The organism is Stenotrophomonas sp. CFBP 13725, assembly GCF_014841935.1.
Classification (GTDB): Bacteria; Pseudomonadota; Gammaproteobacteria; order Xanthomonadales; family Xanthomonadaceae; genus Stenotrophomonas.
In genome coordinates this window covers 53,749-76,759 of the sequence record NZ_JACYUV010000008.1, presented here as the reverse complement: position 1 = coordinate 76,759, position 23,011 = coordinate 53,749, and the positions used below count along the sequence as shown (strand labels likewise).

Below are 23,011 nucleotides of genomic sequence, written 5' to 3'. Positions count from 1 at the left end.
TGGGTGCACTCCAGGACAGCCGACTGAAGTCGGCTCTACCGGTCGGCTTTACCGGTCGGCTCTGCCCGTCATGTCGACCGGTCGGCTATACACTGGCCGCATGGCGATGTTCAAAACCTTCCTGTTTTCCCTGCTTGCGCTAGCCGGTGCGCTGCTCGCGCTGGTGCTGGTCACCACGGTGGCCAGTTGGCTGCCGCCGTTGATCGGCGTGCATGCGGGCGGCGCGGTGCAGTTGGGTTGGGACCTCGCGTTCACCGTGCTGGGCGGCATCGCCGCGGTGGCCTTTGCCAGCTACCACGCACCGTGCTGGCCGCGTACGCACGGCATGGGCATCTGGTTGCTGCTGGCGATCGCCTCGCTATGGGCAGCATGGGACATGGGCAACGAGTTCCCGCGCTGGTTCGTACTGCTGCTGGTGATCTCGCTACCGCTGCAGCTGGGCATCGGTCTGTGGGTCGGCGCAAGAAAGTGGCGCACCGCAACATCCCCTTAACAATTCACCTCTAGTCTCTTGGCCGCCGGCTACCGGCACGGTCGCGCACGTTTTCTGCACGCTACACAGCGGACAGGCGCGCGGCACGCACTCACAGAGCAATGGGGATCATCCGATGCGCAACATCCTGCGGGAGACGCCGACGCGCGTCCCCCATGCGAAGCTTTTGTCCCGCGCCGTGCGCGCCGTGCTGATCAGTGGCGTCGCCAGCCTGCCGATGCAGGCAGTGGCCGATGAAGCAGTGGCGGTGGCCACCAGCGCCGATACCAGCGCCGCCCTGCAGCAGCTGGATACGGTCACCGTGACCGGCGGCTACGCCCGCAGCCTGGAGCGCGCGGTCGACCTCAAGCGCAGCAACATCGGCTTCTCCGACTCCATCGTCGCCACCGACGTGGCCGACTTCCCGGAGCAGAACCTCGCCGAGGCGCTGCAACGCATGCCGGGCGTGACCATCGAACGCAACAAGGGCCTGGGCAGCAAGGTCAGCGTGCGCGGCCTGCCCTCCGAGTTCACCCACGTGTCGATCAACAACCTCGCCACGGCCTCGGGCAGCGGCGGTCGCGACGTGCAGTTCGATATCTTCGCATCGGATGTGGTGCAGACCGTCACGGTGCAGAAATCGCCGACGGCGGCAGACGAAGAAGGCGGTATCGCCGGTTCGGTGTACATCGAAACCGCCAGGCCGTTCGACTACGCCGAGCCGAAATTCAGTGCATCGGCTGAAGCGGCGAACAATTCGATCAACGGCAAGACCGATCCGAAGATCTCGTTCCTGGCCAGCGACACCTGGGGCGACTGGGGCGGCCTGGTGTCGTTCTCCAAGGCGAAGCGCACCAACCGCACCGACTCCAACTCGGGCATCAACTTCCGCCCGATGGGGCGCTTCCTCGAAGCGTCCGGCACGCGGGGCACGCAGGCCGCTGCCGTGCTGGCACGCGATGCCGGCATCGTCATCAACAACCGCATGGACAAGGACGCGACCAACCGGATCATCTTCCAGGACAAGGTCGGCGACCGCATCTACCTCAACGAGCAGGACCAGTGGGGCGCGACCGCATCCCTGCAGTTCAAGCCCAGCGAGGCGTTCTCGGTGAGCTTCGATGCGATGCTCGGCGGCTACGATACGCATGAAGATGAGTACGATGCCGCTGCGTATTCGGCGTCCAGCCGCAGCACGCTGGACACCATCCATTCGTATGATGCCGACACCCTGTCCCAGTACGGCATGGTGGTCCTGCGCGATGTGTCCTACACGGCCACCCAGCATGAAATCCTGAGCAAGGAACGCTTCGCCAACACCGACTATCGGCAGTTCAGCAGCAAGCTCGACTGGACGGTCGGCAGCTGGGACATCGATGCCCTGGTCGGCTATTCCGGCGCACGCCGCGACTCGGACTACGCCAACCTCAAGCACGTGGCCTACGCACCGTCGCGCACGCGCTGGACCGCCAACGGCGGTGAGACGCTGGCCAGCGCGGCGTCCAATGGGTTCGACATGTACAACTCGCCCGGGAAGTACCTGTTCGAAGCCTATGAGACCGAAATCGAGCACGTGAAGGACGACAAGTACGCCGCGCAGCTGGACTTCCGCCGGTCGATGGAACTGGCGTTCTTCCCGGCGCTGACCAGCGTCAAGTTCGGTGCGCGTTACACCGACAAGTCCAAGGACCGCGAGTTCGGCAACACCAAGATCCAGGGCCCGGCCGCCGGTAGCGCAGCGTGGGTCAACACCCGCACGTTGGCTGACAGCAATCCGGGTTGGATCAGCGACATCGTCCCCGGCGGCGGCTACAAGCCGAGCAACCTGGACTGGCAGCAAGTGTCCAACAGCTACGCACGCAACACGTTCCGCTATGCGGGTTTCACCACCCCGCTGGATCCGGGCCAGTTCTACCAGGTCGATGAAAAGACCCTGGCGCTGTATGCCATGACCGATTTCTATTTCGATATCGGCCGCGTGCCGGTGTACGCCAACCTGGGCGTGCGTTCGATCGACACCAAGGTGGATTCGGCCGGTTTCCACCCGGTGCAGAATGCCGATGGCAGCAGCGGCTACACGCCGACGCCGATTTCCAGCAGCGGTGATTACAGCGACCTGCTGCCCAGCTTCAACATGACCGCCGAGATTGCCGATGGATTGGTGCTGCGCGCGGCGGCGTCGGAAACGCTGATGCGTCCGTCGCTGACCGACATTGCCTACCGCCGCACCGTCAGCTGGTCCAGCTTCCGCTTCATGGACGGCAATCCGGCCCTGAAGCCAACGACCGCCAAGCAGTGGGAAGTGGGCCTGGAGAAGTACCTGGAGAACGGCGGACTGCTGTCGGCATCGTACTTCTCCAAGAAGATCGACGGCGTGGTGCGGCAGTCGTTGACCGGCATCGTACCGAACGTAGAAAAGCTCAACGCCAACGGATCGTTGGATGGGTACTACGACTTCGAGGTCTACCAGCCGGTCAATGCCGAGGGTTCGTACAAGGTCACCGGCGTGGAGCTGGTCGCCCAGCTGCCGCTGTCGATGCTGCATCCCGCGCTGGAAGGGTGGGGCATCAATGCCAACTACACCCAGCTGGACAACTCGCTGACCGGTGCATCCGACATCGACATCCCGACCCCGCCGGAAGGGCTGGCCGAGAAAGCCTACAACTTCACCCTGTACTACGAGAATGATCGCTTCGACGCGCGCGTGTCCTACAACTACAAGGACAAGTACGTGGAGTACATCCACCTCAACATGTACCCGGTGTACCGCGATGCGTACGGGCAGACCGATGCCTCGATCGGCTTCCGCTTGAACGACACCTGGAAGCTGAGCCTGGATGCGATCAATGTGTTCGACGAAGAAACGTCGGGCTACACGATCGATAAATCCTTCCCCACCCAGTACGAGTTCTCCGGCCGCCGCATCGGTCTGGGCATTCGCGCGGATTTCTGAAGCGTGCAGTAACCGGCGGCCCTCGTACCACGTTTGGTAGAGCCGACTTCAGTCGGCTTTCCCGAGCACCACGCTTGGTAGAGCCGACTTCAGTCGGCTTTCCTGAGTACCGTGCCTGGTAGAGCCGACTTCAGTCGGCTTTTCTGATTACCACGCCAAGAGCAGCCGACTGAAGTCGGCTCTACCAACGGCGGGGTTCCGCAGTTCCGTATCGGTGACAGGTTCTGTATCGATGACGGAGTTCCGTGCCAGTGACGGGGTCCCGTATCGGTGACAGGTCCCCTACCGGTGACGGGGTCCCGCATCAGTGACGGGGTCCCGTATCAGTGGCGGAGTTCCGCATCAGTGACAGGGTCCCGTATCGGAGACGACTCCCTTGCACCCGCAGCGGGGGGCCCGCGCTACAACGTCGGCAGGCCCTGCTTCATCGTGGTGATCCCTTCCCAGGGATCACCGTTCAGGCGCTTGGCCCGCGCCAAGGCCTTGTGCATCGAGAACGCATCAGCGGCCGCCACGCGGCCCAGCTCTTCCCAGCGCAATGGCACCGCCACGCCCGCGCTTTCGCGTGCACGCAGTGACCACGAACACACGCTGGTCGCCCCGCGCGCGTTGCGCAGCCAGTCGATGAAGATCACGCCATTCCGCTTGGCCTTGCTCATCGTGGCCACGTAGCGGTCCGGCGCATGCTGCGAAAGCGCCTGTGCGAATGCCTCGCAGAACGCCTTTGCGTCTTCCCACTCAGCGGCGGGCTGCAACGGCACCACCACATGCAGTCCCTTGCCGCCGGACAGCCGTACGAAGCTCTCCAGCCCCGTTTCCTGCAGGCGCGCGCGGATGTCCCGCGCGGCCGCCTTGATGGCGGGCCAGCTCACCCCTTCCCCCGGATCCAGATCGAACACCAGACGATCTGCGCGCTCCGGATCCTGCACGGTGGCACCCCACGGATGCAGCTCCAGGGTGTTCATCTGCACCAGTTGCATCAGCCCGTCCACATCATCGATGTAGACATAGTCCTCGCGGCCGCTCTTCTGCTGCAGAGGCACGGCGCGTACCGCGCTGCCCAACCCTTGCCCATGATGCTTCTGGAAGAAGCAGGCCTTGCCGACGCCATCCGGGCAGCGCAACAGGGACAGCGGGCGATTGCGGATCTCCGGCAGGATCCACGGTGCCATCGCACGGTAATACGCCGCGACCTCGCCCTTGGTCAGCTTCAGCGCGGGATACACCACGCGTTCGGGATGGCTGATAGCCAGTGACGGCTCAGCGGCTTTCTTCTTCGGCGCAGGCACCTGGGGGCTGGCGAGGGTCTTGTCCGTGCGCAGCCGCTTGAAGCTGGCCTGCCGCAGGAGTCCCTCCTTGGCCCAGCCACGAAACGCCACTTCAGCGACCAGTTCAGGCTTCACCCAGTGCACGCTGGAGGCACGGAACGGCACGTGGGCAGGCAGTTCGACGGAGGCCGTTTCGCTGCCCAATGCCTGCAGTCGCCGGGTAAGCGTGCGCAGCTTCTCGTCATCGAACCCGGTTCCCACGCGTCCAACGTAGCGCAGGCCGCCCGTGTCCGGCGTGGCCATCAGCAGCGAGCCGAAGCCTTGCCGCGAGCCCTTCGGCGCGGTGTAACCCACCACCAGGAACTCGTCGGTGTTCTCGTGTTTGATCTTCACCCAGCTGCGGGCACGGGTCGTTACGTAGGCCGCGTCCACCTGCTTGCTGATGATGCCCTCGAAGCCGGCCTTGCCACTGGCAGCGAACACCTCCGGCCCATGGTCGATCACGTGATCGCTGTAGGCCAGCGTGCCGGGTGTGTCGCCGATCAGGTCCTTCAGCACGGCTTTCCGCTCCCGCAGCGGTGCCTGGCTGATATCAACGCCAGCGACGCCCGGCAGATCGAACACCACATAGCGCAGCGGTTGTTTGGCACTGCCGTCGATCACCCGCTGCAGCGCACTGAAATCACTGCGTCCCTGCGCGTCGAGCACGACCAGCTCACCATCCAGGCGGGCATCGCGCACCGGCAAGGCAGCGATGGCCGTGCTGACTTCGGGGAAGTCGCCCGTCCAGTCCAGTCCGTTGCGCGAGCGCAGGGTGACCTGTCCGTCGTGCAGGTCGGCCAGCAGCCGATAGCCGTCCCATTTGATTTCGTGCAGCCAGCGCTCCCCGTCCGGCGCGCTGTCGCGGTGATCGGTCAGCTGCGGCGACCATTCGTGGGGATACGGGGTATCCCGTGCGCCCGGCAGCTCCAGCGCGCGGCGACGCCAGCGGGTATCTGCCTTGCGCGCGACAGCGGGGGATTTCTCCTTGGGCGACGTGGCAGGTCTGGTGGACTTGGCGGATTTTGCTTTCGTGGCCTTTCCTTTCTTCACTGGCGCGTCCTCCAGCAGATCGTCGGCGTCCGCATCGCGGGCATGCGCGTCGTCCCGCTTGATCAGCAACCACTGCGGCTGCCGTCCTTTCAGCGCCGTGCGCACCAGCTTCCACGCACCCGTCAGCCGTTCGCCATGCAGCACGAAGTCCAGCTTGCCGTCTGCCAGCGCCTGCAGGGGATCGCCTTCACAACCCCACACGCCGTGGTCGTACACATCGACATGGCCGGCGCCGTAGTGTCCTTTGGGGATGTCGCCCTCGAAGCTGGCATAAGACAGTGGGTGGTCTTCCACCTCCACCGCCAAGCGCTTCTCGCCCACCCGCAGGGACGGGCCCTTCGGTACCGCCCAGCTTTTCAGTACGCCGTCCATCTCAAGGCGGAAGTCGTAATGACGGTGGCTGGCATGGTGCAACTGCACGACGAACACCGGCCGTTTTCCGCGCGTGCCGTTGGCCGGCGCGTCGTCGGGCTCGGGGGTGTCATCCTGGCTGGCGCCCAACCGGCGCTTGCGACGGTACTGGTGCAGCGACATGGCTCATCCCGCCTTGCGCTGCGGCGCCGCTTTCTTCGCGGACTTCTTCGCCGCTTTCTTGGCTGGCTTGGCCGCACTTTTTTTCGTTGCCGTCTTGGCCGTCGCCTTCGTGGCTTTCTTCGCTGGCGCCTTCTTTACCACCTTGTCCGTGGCCTTCTTCGCCGGCGTGCGTTTGTTCGCATCCAGGCTCTTCTGCAGCAGCGACATGAAGTCCACTACGTTGGTGCTGGCATCCTCGCGCGGGGCCGGCTCGTCTTCCACCGTGGTGGTACCGCCGTCTTCTTTGATGCGCCGGGTAAGCACGCCCTGCAAGCGCTCGCGGAACTCATCGTGGTACTGCGTGGGGTCCCACTCACCGGCCATGGATTCGATCAGCTGCTCGGCCATCGCCGTTTCCTTGCTGGTGATCCGGTAATCCGCCAGCTTGCCGCTGGGCAGCTTGAAATCAGTGGGATCCACCAGCTCCTGTGGATAACGCAGGATCATCAACACCAGTGCGTCTTCATTGGGCATCACCGCGCACAGGTATTCGCGGGTGCGCACCACCACCTTGGCGATGCCGACCTTGCCGGTGCTGCGCAGGGTCTCGCGCAGCAGGACGTAGCCCTTCTCGGCTTTCTTGCCGGGCACCAGCAGGTACGGCTTTTCGAAGTAGCGCGGGTCGATCTGGCTTGCGTCGACGAAGCTTTCCACTTCGACGGTTTCATGGCTCTCCGGCGCAGCCGATTTTATATCGCCGTCCTCAAGCACCACGTAGCTGCCCTTGTCGTACTCGAAGGCCTTGACGATATCTTTCCACGGCACTTCTTCGCCGGTATCTGCGTTGACACGCTCGAAGCGGATCGGCTTCTTGTCGCGCGAATCCAGCATGCGGAAGTGCAGGTCGATCTTGCGCTCGCCCGACATCAGGGACACCGGCACGTTGAGCAGGCCGAAAGAGAGGGTACCGGTCCAGATCGGGCGGGCCATGGGACGCACCAGGGTGACAGGGGAAGCCAGCTTCGGCGTGCGCGCGTGAAACGGCTGTGTCCACCGCGGAGGGGAACCCGCTGCGACCGCGCAGGTAGTGATGGCCGCTGGCCATCAGGCTGTTCCTCTGGCGGGCCATTGCCGCTGCGCTCGCCGAGCGTGGCTCGGCGCTACCGGAGGGTCGCCCGCGGGCCCCGGCGTTGTGGCGCCGAGCCATGCTCGGCGGAATCTGTGCCGGACGTTGTAGCGCCGAGCCATGCTCGGCGGAATCTGTACCGGTTACTGCAGCAACGGGCGGACGGCAGAGGCAGGCATGTGGTCCAGCGCCAGCCAGGCATCCTCCACCACCTCCCGGGCCTTTGGCCAGCGCAGGCGCGATTCGCCACGCATCTGCTCCCAATGCGCTTCCAGCGCGTCTTCGGTCTGTTCATCACTGCCGCGCGGCCAGTTGGCGGCGTGGGTCGTCAATGCAAACGCGTAGGCGGGGCACAGATCGCGCCAGCTGCGGTGCGCCTGGCGGCGACGCACGTCGTAGTCGTTGAGCATGTACTGCAGGTAATCCTGCGCTACCGCCTGCGGGTCTTCGCGCTGCTGCCGCCGCGCACGGCGCTGGGTCGGGCTGCCGCCAAGCGGATCGCGGCGGGCATTGAACACAGAGGGTGCGGGACGTTCCAGGCGGTGCATGGCGCGGCTCCTGCGGTGCAGTCGGGCGGCCAGATGTAACGGCGTCGCCGTTACCCACCTGTGAGAGGCATGTAGAGGAACCGGCAGCCAAGGTTCGCGGCGGCTTTACCTGCATAGCGCTGTAGTAGCCCCTCCATCAGGAGAGCAGCCATGAACCGAGATACGTCGCGCGATCCTCTGCGCCAAGCCACTCCCCCGATCCCCGGCGAACAGCATGGCAAGCACGACAACATGGAGGCGGAGGACCGCGGTACCGGTGCGCCTTTCATCGACGCCGTCGCAGAGGCCGATGATCACCTGCCCGTAAAGCATGAATGCGAGCAGGCCGCGCAGGACCGGAAGGACTGCGGCGACCGTCATCGCGGCGGCCAGGAGAGCCCGCTCAAGCGTCGCGAGCGCAAGCAGCACGCCAGCGACAATCAGGATCAAGCGCTGGAAGAAACCTTCCCGGCCAGCGACCCGACATCACCGTTCGTGCCGGCGAAGGCGCCGGATTGATCTACAGCAGCTCCGGGGCTGACGGCCAACGGCCGTCACTTCCCTCAGCGCCACGACCACTGCAGGCCCAGGCTGCCACGGCGATCCGGGCCGGGTTCGTAGAAGCGACCATTGCCGTCGTTGACGATGACCGAGCCGATGTAACGCTGGTCCAGCAGGTTATCCACACGCGCGAATACCCGCAGATCCCCGCCCGGCAAGGTCCAACGGCGGCCGGCCTCCAGGTTCACCACGGCATAGCCGGGGGCGCGTTCAGTGGCCAGGTCATTCACCACCGTGTCGCTGCTGCCGGTGACTTCCGCGGCCCACTGCCATGCGGCGGGCTGCCACTGCAGGCGGGTGAAGGCCTGCTGCCGCGGCACGCCGGGCAGGCGGCTGCCGGCCTCGACCGGCGTGTCGGGCACGGCGCAGCCACTGCCGGCGCAGGTCAGGTAGCTGCTGCGCACCTGCGCCTGCAGCCACGTCCAGGCCACCTGCAGTTCCAGGTCCTGTGACAAGGGCTGACGCCACGACAGCTCTGCGCCCTGCCGCCGGGTGCTGCCGATGTTGCGATACGTGCTGCGGCCATTGGTGTTGCTGGCCACGGCCAGTTCGTCGTCGGTGTCGGCGCGGAACACGCTGACCTCCAGCTGCTGCCCGTTCTGGGCCTGCCATTTGCTGCCGATCTCAACGTTGCGGCTGCGGGCAGCAGACAGGCCCAAGGCCAGCCCGGCCTGGCCGTCATTGCGGTAACCCAGCTCGTTGAAGGTGGGCGTTTCAAAGCCGCGACCCATCGCAGCGTGCAGGCGCCACTGCGGGTTCACCTCGAAGCTCACGCCCGCCACCGGCGTGGTGGCCTGGTAGCGCCGGCTGCCGCTGTCGTCCGGATTGCGGCCGACGATGTAATGGTCGTCCGATCGGAACCGCACACTGCTGTGACGCGCGCCGGCCAGCACGGACCAGCGCTCGGTCCATTGCCACCACGCCTGCACGAACTGGTCGACGTTGGTGACGGTATCGCGCTGGTCGCGACGCAGCGCACCGCGCACGCCCAGCTGATTGCCGACGAAGTTCTCGTAGCCGGTACGGTGCTGCCGCTGGCGATCGACATTGGCACCGGCGGTGATGTCCAGCGCGCGGCCGGCCAACGTACCGTTCCAGCCCCAGCGCGCGTCCAGCCCGCCGAAGTCACCGTCCAGGTCGATGACCCCGCCGGCATGTAACGGATTGGCCTGCGGGCCCGGCGGAATGGCCAGGAACTGGGTGACCTCGCGCTGGCCGGCATACCCGGTCAGGCGGAAGCGGTGGTCATCGCGTTCGCCGCTGTAGACCAGTCCAGCCTGCGACTGGCGTACGGATTTGCGCGTGTTGTACAGGTGGGCCACCGAGGTCGCCTGGCGCGGATCCTCCGCCACCTGCGCACGGGTCAGGCCGAGCGGATCCTGCGCGTCGGGCGCGTCCAGATGGTTGACCAGCAGCTCCAGGCGGTCCTCGCCCACGGCCATGCCCAGCCGCGCGTTCAACGATTCGCGGCGCGCGCGGCTATGGTCGCGCCAGCCATCGGTGCGGAAATGGTTCGCTGCGATGTTGTAATCCACCGGGCCCTGCACGCCGCGCAGGTGGGCGCCCACACTCAAGGTATTGTCGGCCCCGTAGTTCATGCGCAGCCGCCAGGGATCGCCCTCGCGGCCGCGCGCGGTATGCACCTGCAGCACCCCGCCGGACGAATTGCCATACAGGGCGGAAAACGGCCCACGCAACACCTCGATGCGCTCGGCGCCCAGCAGGCTGGCATGCGACAGCTGACCCTGGCCGTCGGGCATGGTCGCCGGTACGCCATCGACCAGCACCCGCACCCCGCGCACGCCGAACGTCGAGCGGGCGCCGAAGCCCCGGATCGACAGCTGGGTATCCTGGGCCAGGTTCTGCCGGTCCCGCGCCACCACCCCGGGGACACCGCCCAACGCTTCGGACAGCTGGGCCTGCGGACCACTGCGGTCATCGTCGATCCACACGGTGGTGGAGCTGGACGGCAAGGCGAATGCGTCAACGCCGGTCACCCGGGCGGCCTCCACTTCCACCGCCGGCAGGCTGCGCGTCGGCGCTTCCTGCGGGGTCTGGGCCAGTGCGAGAGAGGGCAGCAGCAGGCTGCAGGCGGCGGACAGGCGGCAACGCGCCGGAAGCAGATTCATCATGTGGATCGGGGGGATAGCGAAGATCAAGCCCCATCCTACGGTGCATGGCGTGAGGATGAATGCCGCGCCCCCGGCCCCCTTTGTTACGATGGCGTGGTTGCGTCCGGTGCGGACGCGACGCTGCTGCGTGCTTTCTTCCTCCCCCTCAACGAATGAGTACCGCCGTGTCCTTCTTTGCAAACGTGGAACTGGTCCCGGGCGACCCGATCCTGGGCCTGACCGAGGCGTACAACGCCGACAGCCGTCCGACCAAGGTCAACCTGGGTGTGGGCATCTACTACGACGAAAGTGGCCGCATTCCGCTGCTGCGCGCCGTCAAGCAGATCGAGCAGCAGCTCGCCAACGAAGCCAAACCGCGCGGCTACCTGCCCATTGATGGACTGCCGGCGTACACCCAGGCCACCCGTGAGCTGGTGTTCGGCAAGGAGTCGCCACTGCTGGCCGCCGGCCGCGTCGCCACCACCCAGACCGTGGGCGGCAGCGGTGCGCTGCGCGTGGGCGCCGACCTGCTGCACAAGCTGCTGCCGCACGCCACCATCGCCATCAGCAACCCCAGCTGGGAAAACCACCGCGCCGTGTTCGGCGCCGCGGGCTTCGAGGTTGTGGAATATGCGTACTTCGACGCACAGACCCACGGCGTGGATTTCCCCGCGATGCTGGCCGACCTGCAGAAGCTGCAGCCGGGCACCGTGGTGCTGCTGCATGCGTGCTGCCACAACCCGACCGGTGCCGACCTGACCGTCGCGCAGTGGACGCAGGTAGCCGAGGTACTGAAGGAACAGCAGCTGTTCCCCTTCATCGACATGGCCTACCAGGGCTTCGACAAGGGCATCGAGCAGGACGGCGCGGCCGTGCGGATCATCGCCGAAGCCGGCATCGACAGCTTCATCGTGGCCAACTCGTACTCCAAGTCGTTCTCGCTGTATGGCGAGCGCGTGGGTGCGCTGTCGATCGTGGCCCCGGATGCTACCGCCGCCAAGGCCGTGCAGTCGCAGATCAAGCGCATCATCCGCACCATCTATTCCAGCCCGTCCAACCACGGTGCGGCCCTGGTGGCCGGCGTGTTGAACAGCCCGGAGCTGCGCGCGCTGTGGGAAGCGGAACTGACCGAGATGCGCGAGCGTATCCATGCCCTGCGCCACGGGCTGGTGGATCGACTGGTCGCCTTGGGCGCACCGGAGTTTGCCTTCATCAACGACCAGGCCGGCATGTTCTCGTACTCCGGCCTGAGCCGCGTGCAGGTGGAAAAGCTGCGCGATGAGTACGGCATCTACGCCGTCGGTACCGGCCGCATCTGCGTGGCCGCACTGAGCCAGAGCAACCTGGACTACGTCGCCCAGGCCGTGGCCAACGTCGCCAAGGCCTGACCCGACAAAAAGGGGACGGAGGGGATTAAGTCGTTATCGGCTCGCATGAGCCGATAACGACTTAATCCCCTCCGTCCCCTTTTTTGCATCCGGGCGGCGACAATAGACGCATCTTTCCGTCGCTCGAGCCCTGCCCATGTCCCGTACGTCGTTGACCCGGTATCTCATCCAGGAACAGCATGCCGGCCGCATCAATGCCGACCTGCGCCAGCTGATCGCCGTGGTGGCCCGCGCCTGCACCAACATCTCCATCGCGGTCAGCAAGGGTGCCCTGGGCGGCGTGCTGGGCGAGGCCGGTACCGGCAACGTGCAGGGCGAAGCGCAGAAGAAGCTGGACGTCATCAGCAACGAGATCCTGCTGGAAGCCAACGCGTGGGGTGGCCACCTCGCCGCGTGTGCATCGGAAGAAATGGACCATTCGCAGCCCGTGCCGGACATCCATCCGCGCGGCGACTTCCTGCTGTTGTTCGATCCCCTCGATGGCAGCTCCAACATCGACGTGAATGTGTCGGTGGGCACCATCTTCTCCGTGCTGCGCTGCCCGAAGGGCGTGGAACTGCCGGGCGACGACAGCTTCCTGCAGCCGGGTACCGCGCAGATCGCGGCGGGCTACTGCATCTACGGGCCGAGCACGCAGATGGTGCTCACCGTTGGCCACGGCACGCATGCGTTCACCCTGGACCGTGAGAGCGGCGAGTTCCTGCTGACCACCCAGGACATGCAGATCCCGGCGGCCACGCAGGAGTTCGCGATCAACATGTCCAACCAGCGCCATTGGGAAGCCCCGATGCAGGCCTACGTGACCGATCTGCTGCAGGGCAAGGAAGGCGCGCGCGGCAAGGATTTCAACATGCGCTGGATCGCCAGCATGGTCGCCGACGTGCATCGCATCCTGACCCGCGGCGGCATTTTCATTTATCCGTGGGACAAGAAGGATGCGTCCAAGGCCGGCAAGCTGCGCCTGATGTACGAAGCCAATCCGATGGGTCTGTTGGTGGAACAGGCAGGCGGTGCCGCCTCGACCGGTCGCGCGCGCATCCTGGACATCCAGCCGGACCAGCTGCACCAGCGCGTGCCGGTGTTCCTTGGCTCGCGCGATGAAGTCGACGCCGCGGTGAAGTACCACCAGCAGCACGACGCGCAAAACGCTTGATTCGCCGCACGCTCATGACGTTGGCGTGACATCCCCTTCGCCAGTGGGCACCATCAAGGTTCCACTGGCGAGGGATCCATGCATGCACGCGCAGGAACCGGTAGATTTCATTGAAGTGATCCACAACGCCGTCCCCGCTGATGTATGCGCGGCGATCGTGTCGCGGGTCCGCGCAAGTGACCACCTGCAACCGGGTGCGGTAGGCAGCGGGGTGTTCCCCGAACTCAAGCGCAGCAAGGATCTCCGGATCAGCGGCCAGCCCGATTGGTCGGATGTGGAAAACGTCCTGCAACAAGCGGTTTTCGCCGGGCTGCAGACTTATCTACGCCGTTATCCACAGGCATTGATCGCGCCGTTGATGTTGCAGATACAAGACAGCAACGGCCAACCGAAGCGCCTCACGGCCGAAGACTTCCCGCAGATGGATGGGGCTGCCTTGTCGGATCTGGCACGCACCTGCCTGCGTCCGGGCGCGATCAACCTGCAATGGTATGCAGCAGGCGAGGGCGGCTATCCGTACTGGCATTGCGAGCTGTACCCGAAGGACCCGCAGGCTGAAACGTTGCACCGGCACCTGCTGTGGACGCTCTATCTCAACGACGGGTTCGAGGAGGGCGAAACCGAGTTCCTGTTCCAAGGCCGGAAGATCGCACCGCGTACCGGCAGCCTGCTGATCGCGCCCACGGCGTTCACCCACACCCATCGCGGTAACCGTCCACAGGGTGGGGACAAGTTCATTGCGACCAGCTGGATCCTGTTCCAGAGCGCGCAGCAGCTGTTCGGCAGCTGATCCGCCACGCCTGGGTCCTCATCTCCCCGGGTGCTGAACGCACACGTGTCCACCTTTCCCTTGGCCGACATGTGCAGCGACACCCGGGGAGATGAGGATTTCGGCAGATCGAGCATCATGCTCATGGGTGAACCTTCCGTGGGTCTGTGCGCTGTCGTCTTGATTGATGGAGACGATCTAGATTTGGCTTGTTACTGCATGAAACCTATGGTGCACGACGATCGCGACAGGGCCTTTCAGAAATCGCTCACTGCGTAGCCCACCGACGTCATGCCACTTCGCTCGCCGAGCAGGGCGCGGCGCTCCCGTCGGCAGCGCAACGTCCATCACTCGCCTGGCGTTCCGCCACATGCACCCGCATGTGCAAGACACGCGCGAAGGGCGCCGGAGCTGCAATGACATCGGTAGGACCTCGCAAGGCAAACGGCCACCTGCGCCAAAGCGCGAGGTGGCGGGCGGTGCGGGTTGGCGTACCGGACTATCTGAGAGCTCAAAACCGGCGGATCGGGATCCCCGCGCACCGCCCGCCGTATGACCGGCAGTGCAGTGCATTCTCCGCCGTGCCCGAAGGCCACAACAGAGGCAATTGCTCTCAGGTAGTAACAGGACGCCAATCCCGGCTGGCACATTCGGCACCAGCCCGGTCATCGTGCGATGTGGCGTCCAAGGGCGTCCATCAGGAAAGCTGCGGAGTCATCCTGCGTGACCTGTGTAAGGCCGAGGGCGACAGGAATTTCAGGTGACGCCGGTCATCAGTCGATTGCCCCCGCCGGCGCGCACACTTCGCTGCCTGCTTCGACATACTCCGACAATGTCCCAAGACCCGCAGCCGCTCGGCGGCTATCCACCTGCGGCGCCTCTTCGATCTCATCCGGGTACCACCTCTGTCCCACACAGCTGCCCTGAGTGCCGTATCGCTGTGGGCTGTGGGTCCTGTCCCAGAGGTAAGCATACTTACGGGCGTCTACTTCGCCTGATCCGAGTAGAGGCAACATCAGGGCCAGTGCTTGGCGCTGCACCTGGGGGGCACGATCGGCATGCAACGCCAGCAAGGCGGCTGCATCGGCGGCCGGTTTTCCGACGACCGATACACGTGGCCAGCCGGATGCGGCCATGATTGCCGAGAGCCGACTGGAATGTGCGGCGTCCGTGGACAGCACATGGGCGACGTCGACGGGCTGCGTACTGCGGACTTGTTGATCGGCCTCCGCCATCGCGATGAGTTCGCTGGCCAGCTCAGATGCGTATTCGCTTCCCCACGTGGGATAGCTCGTCATGCCGAACAATGCGAACAGCAGCAGGTGAGGCTTCGTCCTTGTCATACATCGTCCTTGGTTGCCGAAGGCGTCGGGCAGAGCACGCCGGCTCTCTAGAATAAGGTGCCCTGTGCTTCATCTTTCACTTTGATCAATAGCGGCCGCACAAACCGCGTGCAATCCAGCTTCGGCCAATGGCTGTTCTGCGCATCAAACCCCAGCCGCTTGCGCGCCAGCTTGAATCGATTGTTCAACAGGTCTGCATAGACGCCCTGGCCGCGCATGCGCGTGCCGAACTGGCTGTCGTAGTCCTTGCCGCCGCGCAGCTGGTTGATGGTGCTCATCACGTGCGCGGCACGGTCGGGGTAGTGCGCTTCCAGCCAGTCGCGGAACAGCGGCGACACTTCCAACGGCAGCCGCAGCAGCACATAGCCGGCAGTGCGCGCGCCGGCATCGCGTGCTGCCTCCAGGACGGCTTCCAGCTCGGCATCGTTCACCCACGGAATCACCGGCGCCACCATCACCCCGACCGGGATGCCCGCGTCGTGCAGCCGCCGCATGGCGCGCAGACGGGCACGCGGTGCAGCGGCACGCGGCTCCAGTTTCGATGACAACACCGGGTCCAGCGAGGTCACCGAGAAATGCACGCTGACCAGGTTCTTTTCCGCCAGCGGCATCAGCAGATCGATGTCGCGCTCGACCAACGCGTTCTTGGTGATCAGCGAAAACGGGTGCTGTGTTTCCAGCATCACTTCGATCAGCTGGCGGGTGAGTTTGAACTTGCGTTCGATCGGCTGGTAGGCGTCGGTGTTGATGCCCAGCGCGATCGGCTGCGGCACGTAGCCGGGCTTCGCCAGTTCCTTGCGCAGCAACTGCGCAGCATTGGTCTTGGCGAACAGCTTGGTTTCGAAGTCGAGGCCAGGCGACAGATTCAGATAGGCGTGGGAGGGACGCGCGAAGCAGTAGCTGCAGCCGTGCTCGCACCCGCGGTAAGGGTTCACTGACTGGCTGAAGCCTACGTCCGGGGAGCTGTTGCGGCTGATGATGCTGCGTGCGGTCTCCGTGCGCACTTCCGTCCGCAGGCGGGGAGTCAGGAACTCCTCGCCTTCATCCGGCTCCCAGCCGTCGTCCACCGCTTCGCTGACTGTGCTCTCGAAGCGGCCCGCGATGTGGGAGGTAGCGCCACGGCCTTTGATCGCTATAGGGGGAAGGGAATCAGGGCGACCCATGGGAATTTTCTACTGAAAGTGCTATTAGTATTATTGCTAACCACAGCATATGCAATGTGCTGGAATTCAGGTGGCTGTAGGCGTGGAGCGGGTTGGGGCTGAAGGTTGCCCCCATGGTTATCCACAGGACATACGGTCATGTCAGGACAACGCGCAGGACATTGCAGGCCACGCGATGCGCAGCCGAGGGTAGGGGATCTGGGTCTCAGGGGATGCGACATGAGACGTCGTGACGGCCAGCGGCCTTCGCTACCTGGGTGCCCGGGTTTCACGGGGCGGATGGTTTCCGCTGACCCTGGGGCGGCGCTACCAGAGCGGGTCAGAGCCGGGCCAGGTAGGCCTTCACCGTGGCATCCAAGCCCTCGTACAGCGCTTCGCTGATCAGGGCATGGCCGATCGAGACTTCCAGCACGTCAGGTACGGCGGTCAGGAAGGCGCGCAGGTTGGCCTGCGACAGGTCATGGCCGGCGTTGACGCCCAGGCCCACGGCCTGAGCGCGGCGGGCGGCGGTTGCGAACAGCGCCAGCGTGTCGGTGGCATCGCCAGCGGCATGGGCTTCGGCATACGGTCCGGTGTACAGCTCGATGCGGTCGGCGCCTACGTCGGCGGCCAGTTCCAGCAGCGGATTGCCGGCATCGACGAACAGGCTCACGCGGCAGCCCATCGCCTTCAGCGAGGCGATCAGAGGCCTCAACCGGTCTGCATCACGCTCGAAATCGAACCCGTGGTCGGACGTCAGCTGGCCATCGCCATCGGGCACCAGGGTGGCCTGCGCGGGGCGGGTGGCCTCGCACAGCGGCAACAGGCCCGGGTAGCCATCACGTGGCGGGGCGAACGGGTTGCCTTCAATATTGAACTCGACGCCGCGTGCCTGGGTCAGCGCGGACAGCGCGTGCACGTCTTCCGCCGTGATGTGCCGCCGGTCAGGCCGCGGATGCACGGTGATACCGTGCGCGCCGGCGTCCAGGCACGCCTGAGCGGCGCGCAGCACATCCGGATCGTGGCCTCCGCGCGAGTTGCGCAGTACGGCGATCTTGTTCACGTTGACGCTGAGACGGGTCATGGCGGTAAGGCACGGACAGAGGGGCGCAGTGTAGCGCCGCTGTCACAGCAGGGGCGAGGCCAGGCGGGCGAACGCCTCGGGCAAGCGGTGCCGCCACAGGCCGCGGTTGCGTTCGTTGTGCACGCGCGTCGCACTGGAAAACTCGTGCTCCAGGATGCCGGCCAGCTCGGCGACGCGCCCCTTGTCCCGCAGCAGCATCGACAGCTCGAAGTTGAGGCGGAAACTGCGGTGATCGAAGTTGGCGGTGCCCACGATGCACACGTCGTCGTCGGCGATGAACGCCTTCGTATGCAGCATGCGCGGACCGTACTCATGGATCTTCACCCCGGCCTGCAGCAGTTCGTCGAAGTAGGAACGCGCGGCCTGGGTGACGAACCACGAGTCACTCATCTTGGGCACCAGCAGGCGCACGTCCAGACCACCGAGTGCGGCCGAGGTGAGCGCCATGCGCGCGGCCTCGCCGGGCACGAAGTAGGGCGTCACCAGCCATACGCGGTGCTTGGCCTCGTGGATGGCCGCCACGTGCAGGCGGTGGATGGCTTCCCAGCCCGAATCCGGGCCGGACACCAGCACCTGCGCGTTGATGCTGCCATCGGCCCGGGTCGGCATTTCACGTGGCCACAGGCGCAGCTGATCGAACTGTTTGGCGTCCTGGCCGCTGGCATACAGCCAGTCCTCCATGAAGACCAGTTGCAGGCTGCGCACCACGTGCCCCTGCAGCCGCATGTGCAGATCGCGGTAGGCGTTCGGGTCGCGCTGCTCGTTCTCTTCGTCGGTGATGTTGATGCCGCCGGTGAAAGCCAGCACACCGTCGATCACCACCAGCTTGCGGTGGGTGCGCAGGTTCAACCACGGCCGCTTGAAGGGCTTGAGCAGTTGCCGCGGATGGAACCACACCGCCTCGCCACCGGCATCCAGCAGCGGCTTCAGGAAACGCGCACGGATCTTGCCCGCACCTACTGCATCGAGCAGCAATCGCACCTGCACACCGCGCTGTGCAGCAGCCACCAGCGCATCGCGCACGGCGGTGCCGGTGTGGTCGGGTTCGAAGATGTAGTACTCCAGGTTGATATGGTCCCGCGCTTGGGCGATGCCTTCCAGCAGGGCCGCGTAGGTCGCTGCGCCGTCGACCAGCCATTCCACTTCGGTGGCGCTGCTGGGTGCCAGGCCGGTGGTCGCCTGACCGATCGCCGCCAGCTCGGTACAGTCGGCGTCCGGCGGGCAGACGGTGCTGTAATGCTCCATGCCCGAACGCGAACGGCCGCGGCGCAGGCGCTGCCGATTTACTTTCTGCGGGCCGAGCAGGTAATAGATGAAAAGCCCGATATAGGGCAGCGCCGCCAACGACAATATCCAGCTGAGCGTGGCAACCGGTTCGCGTTTCTGCAGCATGATCCAGCCGATCAGGCCGATCAGATACAGCGCATAGGTAATCGCCAGCGACGTGCCGAGGTGGGGAATGGTGTCCAGCCAATGGCGGAGGGCGTCGAAGAAAGCAATCATCGGCGGATGATACGCGAGCGAAGGCGGGCGTCAGATCCCGGACAAAAAAAAACGCCTTCGTTTCCGAAGGCGTTTTCCAGTCGCGTCATGAGTGCGGACTGCGTAGTGCGTTTACTGCTGTACGAAACCGATCTTCTTCATCTGGGCGTTCTTCGCGCTGGCCAGGATCTTGGCCATCACGTCGTACTCCGAGTCCGGGCTCGCGTCGATCCGCAGTTCCGGCTGGTTCGTCGGGTCACGCTGGACCTCCTGTTCCATCCGCTGCTGCAGTTCGGTCACGGCGACCGGGCTGTTGTTCCAGAACACCTGGTTGCTCGCATCGACGCGCAACTCGACCGGCGGCGGCGGTTCAACCGTCACCGGTGGCGGGTTGAGCACACGCTGCGGCAGGTCCACGGCGATCGGGTAGGTCATGATCGGCGCGGTCACGATGAAGATGATCAGCAGAACCAGCATCACGTCCACGAGGGGCGTGACGTTGATATCGGCCATGGGGCCTTTGCCACCACCAGAACTGAATGCCATGGCTTACTGCCCCTTCTCTTTGGTCGCAACGAAGCCGACGTCCAGCATGCCCTGTTCCTGCGCGACCTTGGTCAGCTCATTGATGACACGCATCTTGGTGGTGCGGTCACCACGCAGGTTCAGCGGCGGCTGGGGGGTCTGCTGGGCGGCGGTGGCGAGGCGGGACTCAAGCGTCCCGCGATCGATTTCCTCGTCGTTCCAGTAAACCGAACCGTCTTCCTTGACCGCCAGCGTGATCGGACCCTTACGATCATTTGCATCGTCCGGGTTCTGGATCAGATTGGCTTCGGGCAGCTCGACCTTGACCTTGTGGGACATCAGAGGCGCCGTGATGATGAAGATGATCAGCAGCACCAGCATCACGTCCACGAGGGGCGTAACGTTGATGTCGGCCATGGGGCCGCCGCTGTTACCACTACTGAAAGCCATAACGGGCTCCGTCTAGATCGGTGTGAACTACCTTCGTGCCGGGTACAGCGCGTCCTTAGCGGACGCGCGAACCGGTAGCGAAGAAGTCATGCAGGTCGTGTGCGAACGTATCGAAACGGCTGATGGTCGCGCTGTTGATCTTGCTGAAGAAGTTGAAGGCGAACACGGCCGGGATAGCCACGAACAGGCCGATCGCGGTCATGATCAGCGCTTCACCCACCGGGCCGGCGACGGCATCGATGGAGGCCGAACCGGTTGCACCGATCTTGATCAGCGCGCCGTAGATGCCCCACACGGTACCGAGCAGACCGACGAACGGAGCGGTTGCACCGACGGTGGCCAGCAGGGTCATGCCCGACTGCAGGTTGTTGCTTTCGCGGGTCACGGCCTGACGCAGGGCGCGGTCGACGAATTCCGAACGGCTCAGGGTCTCACCCAGGCCACCGGTTGCGCCGCCTTCGGCACGCTGGTGATGGGCGGCAGCCTGTGCGGCGTCCAGGGCGATCTTCGAGAAGGGCTCCGAAGCCGGCTGCTCTTCCATGGCACGGATGGCGTCCTGCGCGTTCGGGGTATCCCAGAACAGGCTGGTGACCTTGTCAGCAGCAGCCTTCAGGCGGGCAGCACGGAAGATGTTGATGACAGTCCAGTACCAGGACATGGCCGACATGACGATCAAGGTGATCAGCACGACCCAGGAGACTGCGAAGTCGCCCGGCTGGCTGGTCATTTCATGGATGAGGTGCTCGAAGCCCATCTGCGACAGGGCGTTGGAGTTGCCCCCAGCAGCAGCGGCGATGAAAATTTCCTGCAGCATGACGCTTACCTTTGTTGTGTGTGGTGTTGAAGGGTGTAGCTGGACTAACGAACTGTCAGCAGAGGTGGCCCGGGGGCCACCCGGCGTATCAGCTCAGTGCAAAGTTGACCGGTACGCGGACGCGGCCCGCGGCTTTCTTGCCGCCCGATTCTGCTGCGTTGAAGCGCCACTTGCGTGCGGCCTCCATTGCAGCGCGATCCAGGTCGCGGTTACGGCTGGATTTCTCGACCGTGACATTGGTGACGTTGCCTTGGGCATCGACATCGATGATCAGGATCACTTCACCCTGGATGCCCGCACGGAATGCAGCCGGCGGATAACGCGGGGGATTCATGTTCTTGGACGAGATATCCACGCTGGCCTCGATGGAGGTCGGCGGTGCCGGCGGCGCAGGCGGCGACGGCGGGGTGACGATATCGGTCGGACGCGGATCCGGAATGTCGACCACCGGCGCCTGCGGCGGCGGGGGAACGGGCGACGGTTTCGGCGGCGACAGATTCTTCACTGGCGGCGGAGGGGTCTCATCCGGCGGCGGCGGCGGCGGCGGCGGTGGTGGCGGCGGCGGCGCGTCGACGATGGTCACCATCACATTGCGTTCTTTTTCCGCAGCAGCCTTGGGGGCCACGGCAGGAATCAGAAGCATCATGAAGGCAGCCAGATGCAGGGCGATTACAAACGCGATCCCGAAGATCCGGGGCCAGCTCAGCCCTTTCTCTGCAGTTTGTTCGTAGCGGTGAAAGACTAGTTGTTCCGTCATGCGCCAAGAGCTCAATTGTGGGGCCGGGTTACCGGGGAGCGGTAACCCTGATCAGCGGTGCATGACACCGCAGGAACCTCCAAGCTTATACCAATCCTGAGTGCCTGCGTACGCTTTGCGCAGGCATTCAGGCGTTATTCCTACTTACTTCAGGTTGATGATTTTATCCGCATCCGCGGCGTTCTTCAGGCCACCCTTGGCCTTGGCCTGACGTGCTGCTTCCTTGGCCTGGGGAATCTTCCCCTCACTGTGCAATACACGCGCCAGATTCAGGTACGTCTCGCCGGTGGGCGACAGCGGTGCGGCCTTCTGCCACGCCTCGATCGCCTTGTCGACCTGCTGCGGTTCGGAATAGTAGTAAGACTGGGCCAGGGCCAGGTAAGCCTGGTTGTCCGGCTTCAGGATGCCCTTCTCAAGTCCTTCGTTGATGACCGAGATTACTTCTTTTTCTTTGTTTTCGCTGTTGGCGTAGATCGAATACAGCTGCTTGTATTCGCGTTCGTCGGTCAGCTGGCCGGCAGCACGCAGCTTTTCCATGATCGCGGCGGCCTTGTCCATCTGCTCTGCCTGCATGTACATGCTGGACAGATTGATCTGCGCCTTCTTGTCGGTCGGGTTCTTCGCCGCGATCTGCTCGGCTTCCTTGACCGCGTCACCGGTCTGGCCGGCTTCGGACAGTGCAGCCATCAGCAGCTGGTTCCACTGGTCCTTCGGCTCGGGGGATGCGGCAATGGCTTCACGCAGCACCGGGATCGCATCGGCATAGCGCTCCAGCTGGTACAGCGCCTGGCCCTTGGCCATCAGGTCTTCCGGCTTCTTCGAACCGCTCTCGGCGAAATACTTGTCGATCAGGGTCAAGCCCTGCGCCTGCACGGCCTTGTCGTCGTCCTGCAGCTGCAACTGGGCCAGCATCAGCATCGACTGGAAGTGACCGTTGTTATCCAGACCATTGAGGTCCAGCACCTGCTGCAGGTACTTCTTCGCCGTGGCGACGTCATCGGTCTGGTAAGCGGCCTGCGAGGCCAGCTGCAGGGCAAGCGATTTATCGTATTCGTTCGCCGCCGAATTGCCGATGATGGACTGCGCTTCGGTCAGCGTCTCCGGGTACTGCTGTTCGTTGTAGCTGTCGATCAGCTTCTGCAGTTGCTTCCCAAGCTTCGGCGAGGACTTCACGCCCGGTTCCTTGCGGGTCGCGTTCGGGTAGAGCGGCGCAGCCGTTTCGGACTTGCTGCTGCCACGGCGCTCGCGCTGCTCGGAACGGTCGGCGGAGCGCGTCTGCGCGAAGGCATCGGTGACTACGGCGCCGCTCACGGCAGTCGCGATCAGCATGGTCAGCAGGGCTTGCTTGTGGTTACGGAGCATCATCTTTCACCTCGATCGGACCGCTTAGCGGCAGCAATGACGTACGTCAGAAAAATCTGAGCCGCCAAACGTATCAGAATTATGGGACGTGAGAAATCGTTTCCTGTGCTGCATCACAG

General features: G+C 64.5%; 19 protein-coding genes. 6 read left to right on the top strand and 13 right to left on the bottom strand.

Features of this window, described 5'->3' with window-relative positions; all coding sequences use genetic code 11:
- Positions 1 to 100 precede the first annotated feature (100 nt).
- Both IFT65_RS14100 and IFT65_RS14095 read left to right on the top strand, forming a co-directional pair.
- The gene (locus IFT65_RS14100) at positions 101 to 493 is read left to right on the top strand and encodes a hypothetical protein (protein ID WP_192081957.1); all 393 of its coding nucleotides are present in this window, start codon (positions 101 to 103) and stop codon (positions 491 to 493) included.
- Positions 494 to 608: 115 nt separating this feature from the next.
- Positions 609 to 3,425, top strand: a complete 2,817-nt coding sequence (locus IFT65_RS14095) for a TonB-dependent receptor (RefSeq protein WP_192081956.1) — start codon at positions 609 to 611, stop codon at positions 3,423 to 3,425.
- 401 nt (positions 3,426 to 3,826) lie between these two features.
- Here the strand turns inward: IFT65_RS14095 and ligD are convergent, their stop codons facing one another.
- From ligD to IFT65_RS14080, 3 genes are all read right to left on the bottom strand, one after another.
- Positions 3,827 to 6,319: a DNA ligase D gene (gene ligD / locus IFT65_RS14090; protein WP_192081955.1), complete on the bottom strand. Its 2,493-nt coding sequence runs from the start codon at positions 6,317 to 6,319 to the stop codon at positions 3,827 to 3,829.
- A gap of 3 nt (positions 6,320 to 6,322) precedes the next feature.
- A complete protein-coding gene (locus IFT65_RS14085) occupies positions 6,323 to 7,288 on the bottom strand; it encodes a Ku protein (RefSeq protein ID WP_192081954.1) in 966 nt (321 codons plus the stop codon).
- Between the two features lie 279 nt (positions 7,289 to 7,567).
- Positions 7,568 to 7,972, bottom strand: a complete 405-nt coding sequence (locus IFT65_RS14080; protein WP_188325562.1) for a hypothetical protein — start codon at positions 7,970 to 7,972, stop codon at positions 7,568 to 7,570.
- 150 nt (positions 7,973 to 8,122) lie between these two features.
- Here IFT65_RS14080 and IFT65_RS14075 point away from each other — a divergent pair, with 150 nt between their 5' ends.
- Complete coding sequence (locus IFT65_RS14075) at positions 8,123 to 8,470, top strand: hypothetical protein (RefSeq protein WP_188325561.1); 348 nt, start codon at positions 8,123 to 8,125, stop codon at positions 8,468 to 8,470.
- A 44-nt stretch (positions 8,471 to 8,514) separates the two neighbouring features.
- On the opposite strand, the gene IFT65_RS14070 is transcribed toward IFT65_RS14075, so the two are convergent.
- Positions 8,515 to 10,641: a TonB-dependent receptor gene (locus IFT65_RS14070; RefSeq protein WP_192081953.1), complete on the bottom strand. Its 2,127-nt coding sequence runs from the start codon at positions 10,639 to 10,641 to the stop codon at positions 8,515 to 8,517.
- Between the two features lie 167 nt (positions 10,642 to 10,808).
- On the opposite strand from IFT65_RS14070, the gene IFT65_RS14065 reads away from it, so the two are divergent.
- The 3 genes from IFT65_RS14065 (at position 10,809) to IFT65_RS14055 (ending at position 13,954) form a co-directional block, all read left to right on the top strand.
- Positions 10,809 to 12,011, top strand: coding sequence for an aromatic amino acid transaminase (locus IFT65_RS14065; RefSeq protein WP_192081952.1), 1,203 nt, complete (start codon positions 10,809 to 10,811; stop codon positions 12,009 to 12,011).
- A gap of 136 nt (positions 12,012 to 12,147) precedes the next feature.
- Positions 12,148 to 13,164, top strand: coding sequence for a class 1 fructose-bisphosphatase (locus IFT65_RS14060; protein ID WP_188325559.1), 1,017 nt, complete (start codon positions 12,148 to 12,150; stop codon positions 13,162 to 13,164).
- A gap of 82 nt (positions 13,165 to 13,246) precedes the next feature.
- Positions 13,247 to 13,954: a 2OG-Fe(II) oxygenase gene (locus IFT65_RS14055; protein WP_192081951.1), complete on the top strand. Its 708-nt coding sequence runs from the start codon at positions 13,247 to 13,249 to the stop codon at positions 13,952 to 13,954.
- A gap of 752 nt (positions 13,955 to 14,706) precedes the next feature.
- On the opposite strand, the gene IFT65_RS14050 is transcribed toward IFT65_RS14055, so the two are convergent.
- The 9 genes from IFT65_RS14050 to IFT65_RS14010 form a co-directional block, all read right to left on the bottom strand.
- On the bottom strand, positions 14,707 to 15,276 hold the full coding sequence (locus IFT65_RS14050; RefSeq protein ID WP_192081950.1) for a DUF6624 domain-containing protein: 570 nt from the start codon (positions 15,274 to 15,276) through the stop codon (positions 14,707 to 14,709).
- A gap of 47 nt (positions 15,277 to 15,323) precedes the next feature.
- Entirely contained in the window at positions 15,324 to 16,439 is a 1,116-nt protein-coding gene (locus tag IFT65_RS14045; RefSeq protein WP_192081949.1) for a PA0069 family radical SAM protein, read from the bottom strand.
- 319 nt (positions 16,440 to 16,758) lie between these two features.
- On the bottom strand, positions 16,759 to 17,502 hold the full coding sequence (locus IFT65_RS14040; protein WP_192081948.1) for a pyridoxine 5'-phosphate synthase: 744 nt from the start codon (positions 17,500 to 17,502) through the stop codon (positions 16,759 to 16,761).
- Positions 17,503 to 17,544: 42 nt separating this feature from the next.
- Positions 17,545 to 19,005, bottom strand: a complete 1,461-nt coding sequence (cls, locus tag IFT65_RS14035) for a cardiolipin synthase (RefSeq protein ID WP_192081947.1) — start codon at positions 19,003 to 19,005, stop codon at positions 17,545 to 17,547.
- 111 nt (positions 19,006 to 19,116) lie between these two features.
- Positions 19,117 to 19,530 carry a biopolymer transporter ExbD gene (locus IFT65_RS14030; protein ID WP_188325552.1) on the bottom strand — a complete coding sequence of 138 codons (414 nt, stop codon included), beginning with the start codon at positions 19,528 to 19,530 and terminating at the stop codon, positions 19,117 to 19,119.
- A 3-nt stretch (positions 19,531 to 19,533) separates the two neighbouring features.
- A complete protein-coding gene (locus IFT65_RS14025; RefSeq protein WP_188325551.1) occupies positions 19,534 to 19,959 on the bottom strand; it encodes a biopolymer transporter ExbD in 426 nt (141 codons plus the stop codon).
- A gap of 55 nt (positions 19,960 to 20,014) precedes the next feature.
- Positions 20,015 to 20,773 (bottom strand): TonB-system energizer ExbB, encoded by a 759-nt coding sequence (exbB, locus tag IFT65_RS14020; protein WP_188325550.1) that lies wholly within the window; start codon positions 20,771 to 20,773, stop codon positions 20,015 to 20,017.
- An 88-nt stretch (positions 20,774 to 20,861) separates the two neighbouring features.
- Positions 20,862 to 21,419: an energy transducer TonB gene (locus IFT65_RS14015; protein WP_188325549.1), complete on the bottom strand. Its 558-nt coding sequence runs from the start codon at positions 21,417 to 21,419 to the stop codon at positions 20,862 to 20,864.
- A 255-nt stretch (positions 21,420 to 21,674) separates the two neighbouring features.
- Complete coding sequence (locus IFT65_RS14010) at positions 21,675 to 22,895, bottom strand: tetratricopeptide repeat protein (RefSeq protein ID WP_192081946.1); 1,221 nt, start codon at positions 22,893 to 22,895, stop codon at positions 21,675 to 21,677.
- Positions 22,896 to 23,011 lie beyond the last annotated feature (116 nt).

Bases quoted from the DNA above. Each gene is read 5' to 3' on its own strand.
- IFT65_RS14060 (WP_188325559.1), top strand. From the start codon at position 12,148: ATGTCCCGTACGTCGTTGACCCGGTATCTCATCCAGGAACAGCATGCC.
- IFT65_RS14080 (WP_188325562.1), bottom strand. From the start codon at position 7,972: ATGCACCGCCTGGAACGTCCCGCACCCTCTGTGTTCAATGCCCGCCGC.
- IFT65_RS14040 (WP_192081948.1), bottom strand. From the start codon at position 17,502: ATGACCCGTCTCAGCGTCAACGTGAACAAGATCGCCGTACTGCGCAAC.
- ligD (WP_192081955.1), bottom strand. From the start codon at position 6,319: ATGTCGCTGCACCAGTACCGTCGCAAGCGCCGGTTGGGCGCCAGCCAG.
- IFT65_RS14070 (WP_192081953.1), bottom strand. From the start codon at position 10,641: ATGAATCTGCTTCCGGCGCGTTGCCGCCTGTCCGCCGCCTGCAGCCTG.
- IFT65_RS14025 (WP_188325551.1), bottom strand. From the start codon at position 19,959: ATGGCTTTCAGTAGTGGTAACAGCGGCGGCCCCATGGCCGACATCAAC.
- exbB (WP_188325550.1), bottom strand. From the start codon at position 20,773: ATGCTGCAGGAAATTTTCATCGCCGCTGCTGCTGGGGGCAACTCCAAC.
- IFT65_RS14010 (WP_192081946.1), bottom strand. From the start codon at position 22,895: ATGATGCTCCGTAACCACAAGCAAGCCCTGCTGACCATGCTGATCGCG.
- IFT65_RS14030 (WP_188325552.1), bottom strand. From the start codon at position 19,530: ATGGCATTCAGTTCTGGTGGTGGCAAAGGCCCCATGGCCGATATCAAC.
- IFT65_RS14095 (WP_192081956.1), top strand. From the start codon at position 609: ATGCGCAACATCCTGCGGGAGACGCCGACGCGCGTCCCCCATGCGAAG.
- IFT65_RS14050 (WP_192081950.1), bottom strand. From the start codon at position 15,276: ATGACAAGGACGAAGCCTCACCTGCTGCTGTTCGCATTGTTCGGCATG.
- cls (WP_192081947.1), bottom strand. From the start codon at position 19,005: ATGATTGCTTTCTTCGACGCCCTCCGCCATTGGCTGGACACCATTCCC.
- IFT65_RS14045 (WP_192081949.1), bottom strand. From the start codon at position 16,439: ATGGGTCGCCCTGATTCCCTTCCCCCTATAGCGATCAAAGGCCGTGGC.
- IFT65_RS14015 (WP_188325549.1), bottom strand. From the start codon at position 21,419: ATGATGCTTCTGATTCCTGCCGTGGCCCCCAAGGCTGCTGCGGAAAAA.
- IFT65_RS14100 (WP_192081957.1), top strand. From the start codon at position 101: ATGGCGATGTTCAAAACCTTCCTGTTTTCCCTGCTTGCGCTAGCCGGT.
- IFT65_RS14085 (WP_192081954.1), bottom strand. From the start codon at position 7,288: ATGGCCCGCCCGATCTGGACCGGTACCCTCTCTTTCGGCCTGCTCAAC.
- IFT65_RS14055 (WP_192081951.1), top strand. From the start codon at position 13,247: ATGCACGCGCAGGAACCGGTAGATTTCATTGAAGTGATCCACAACGCC.
- IFT65_RS14075 (WP_188325561.1), top strand. From the start codon at position 8,123: ATGAACCGAGATACGTCGCGCGATCCTCTGCGCCAAGCCACTCCCCCG.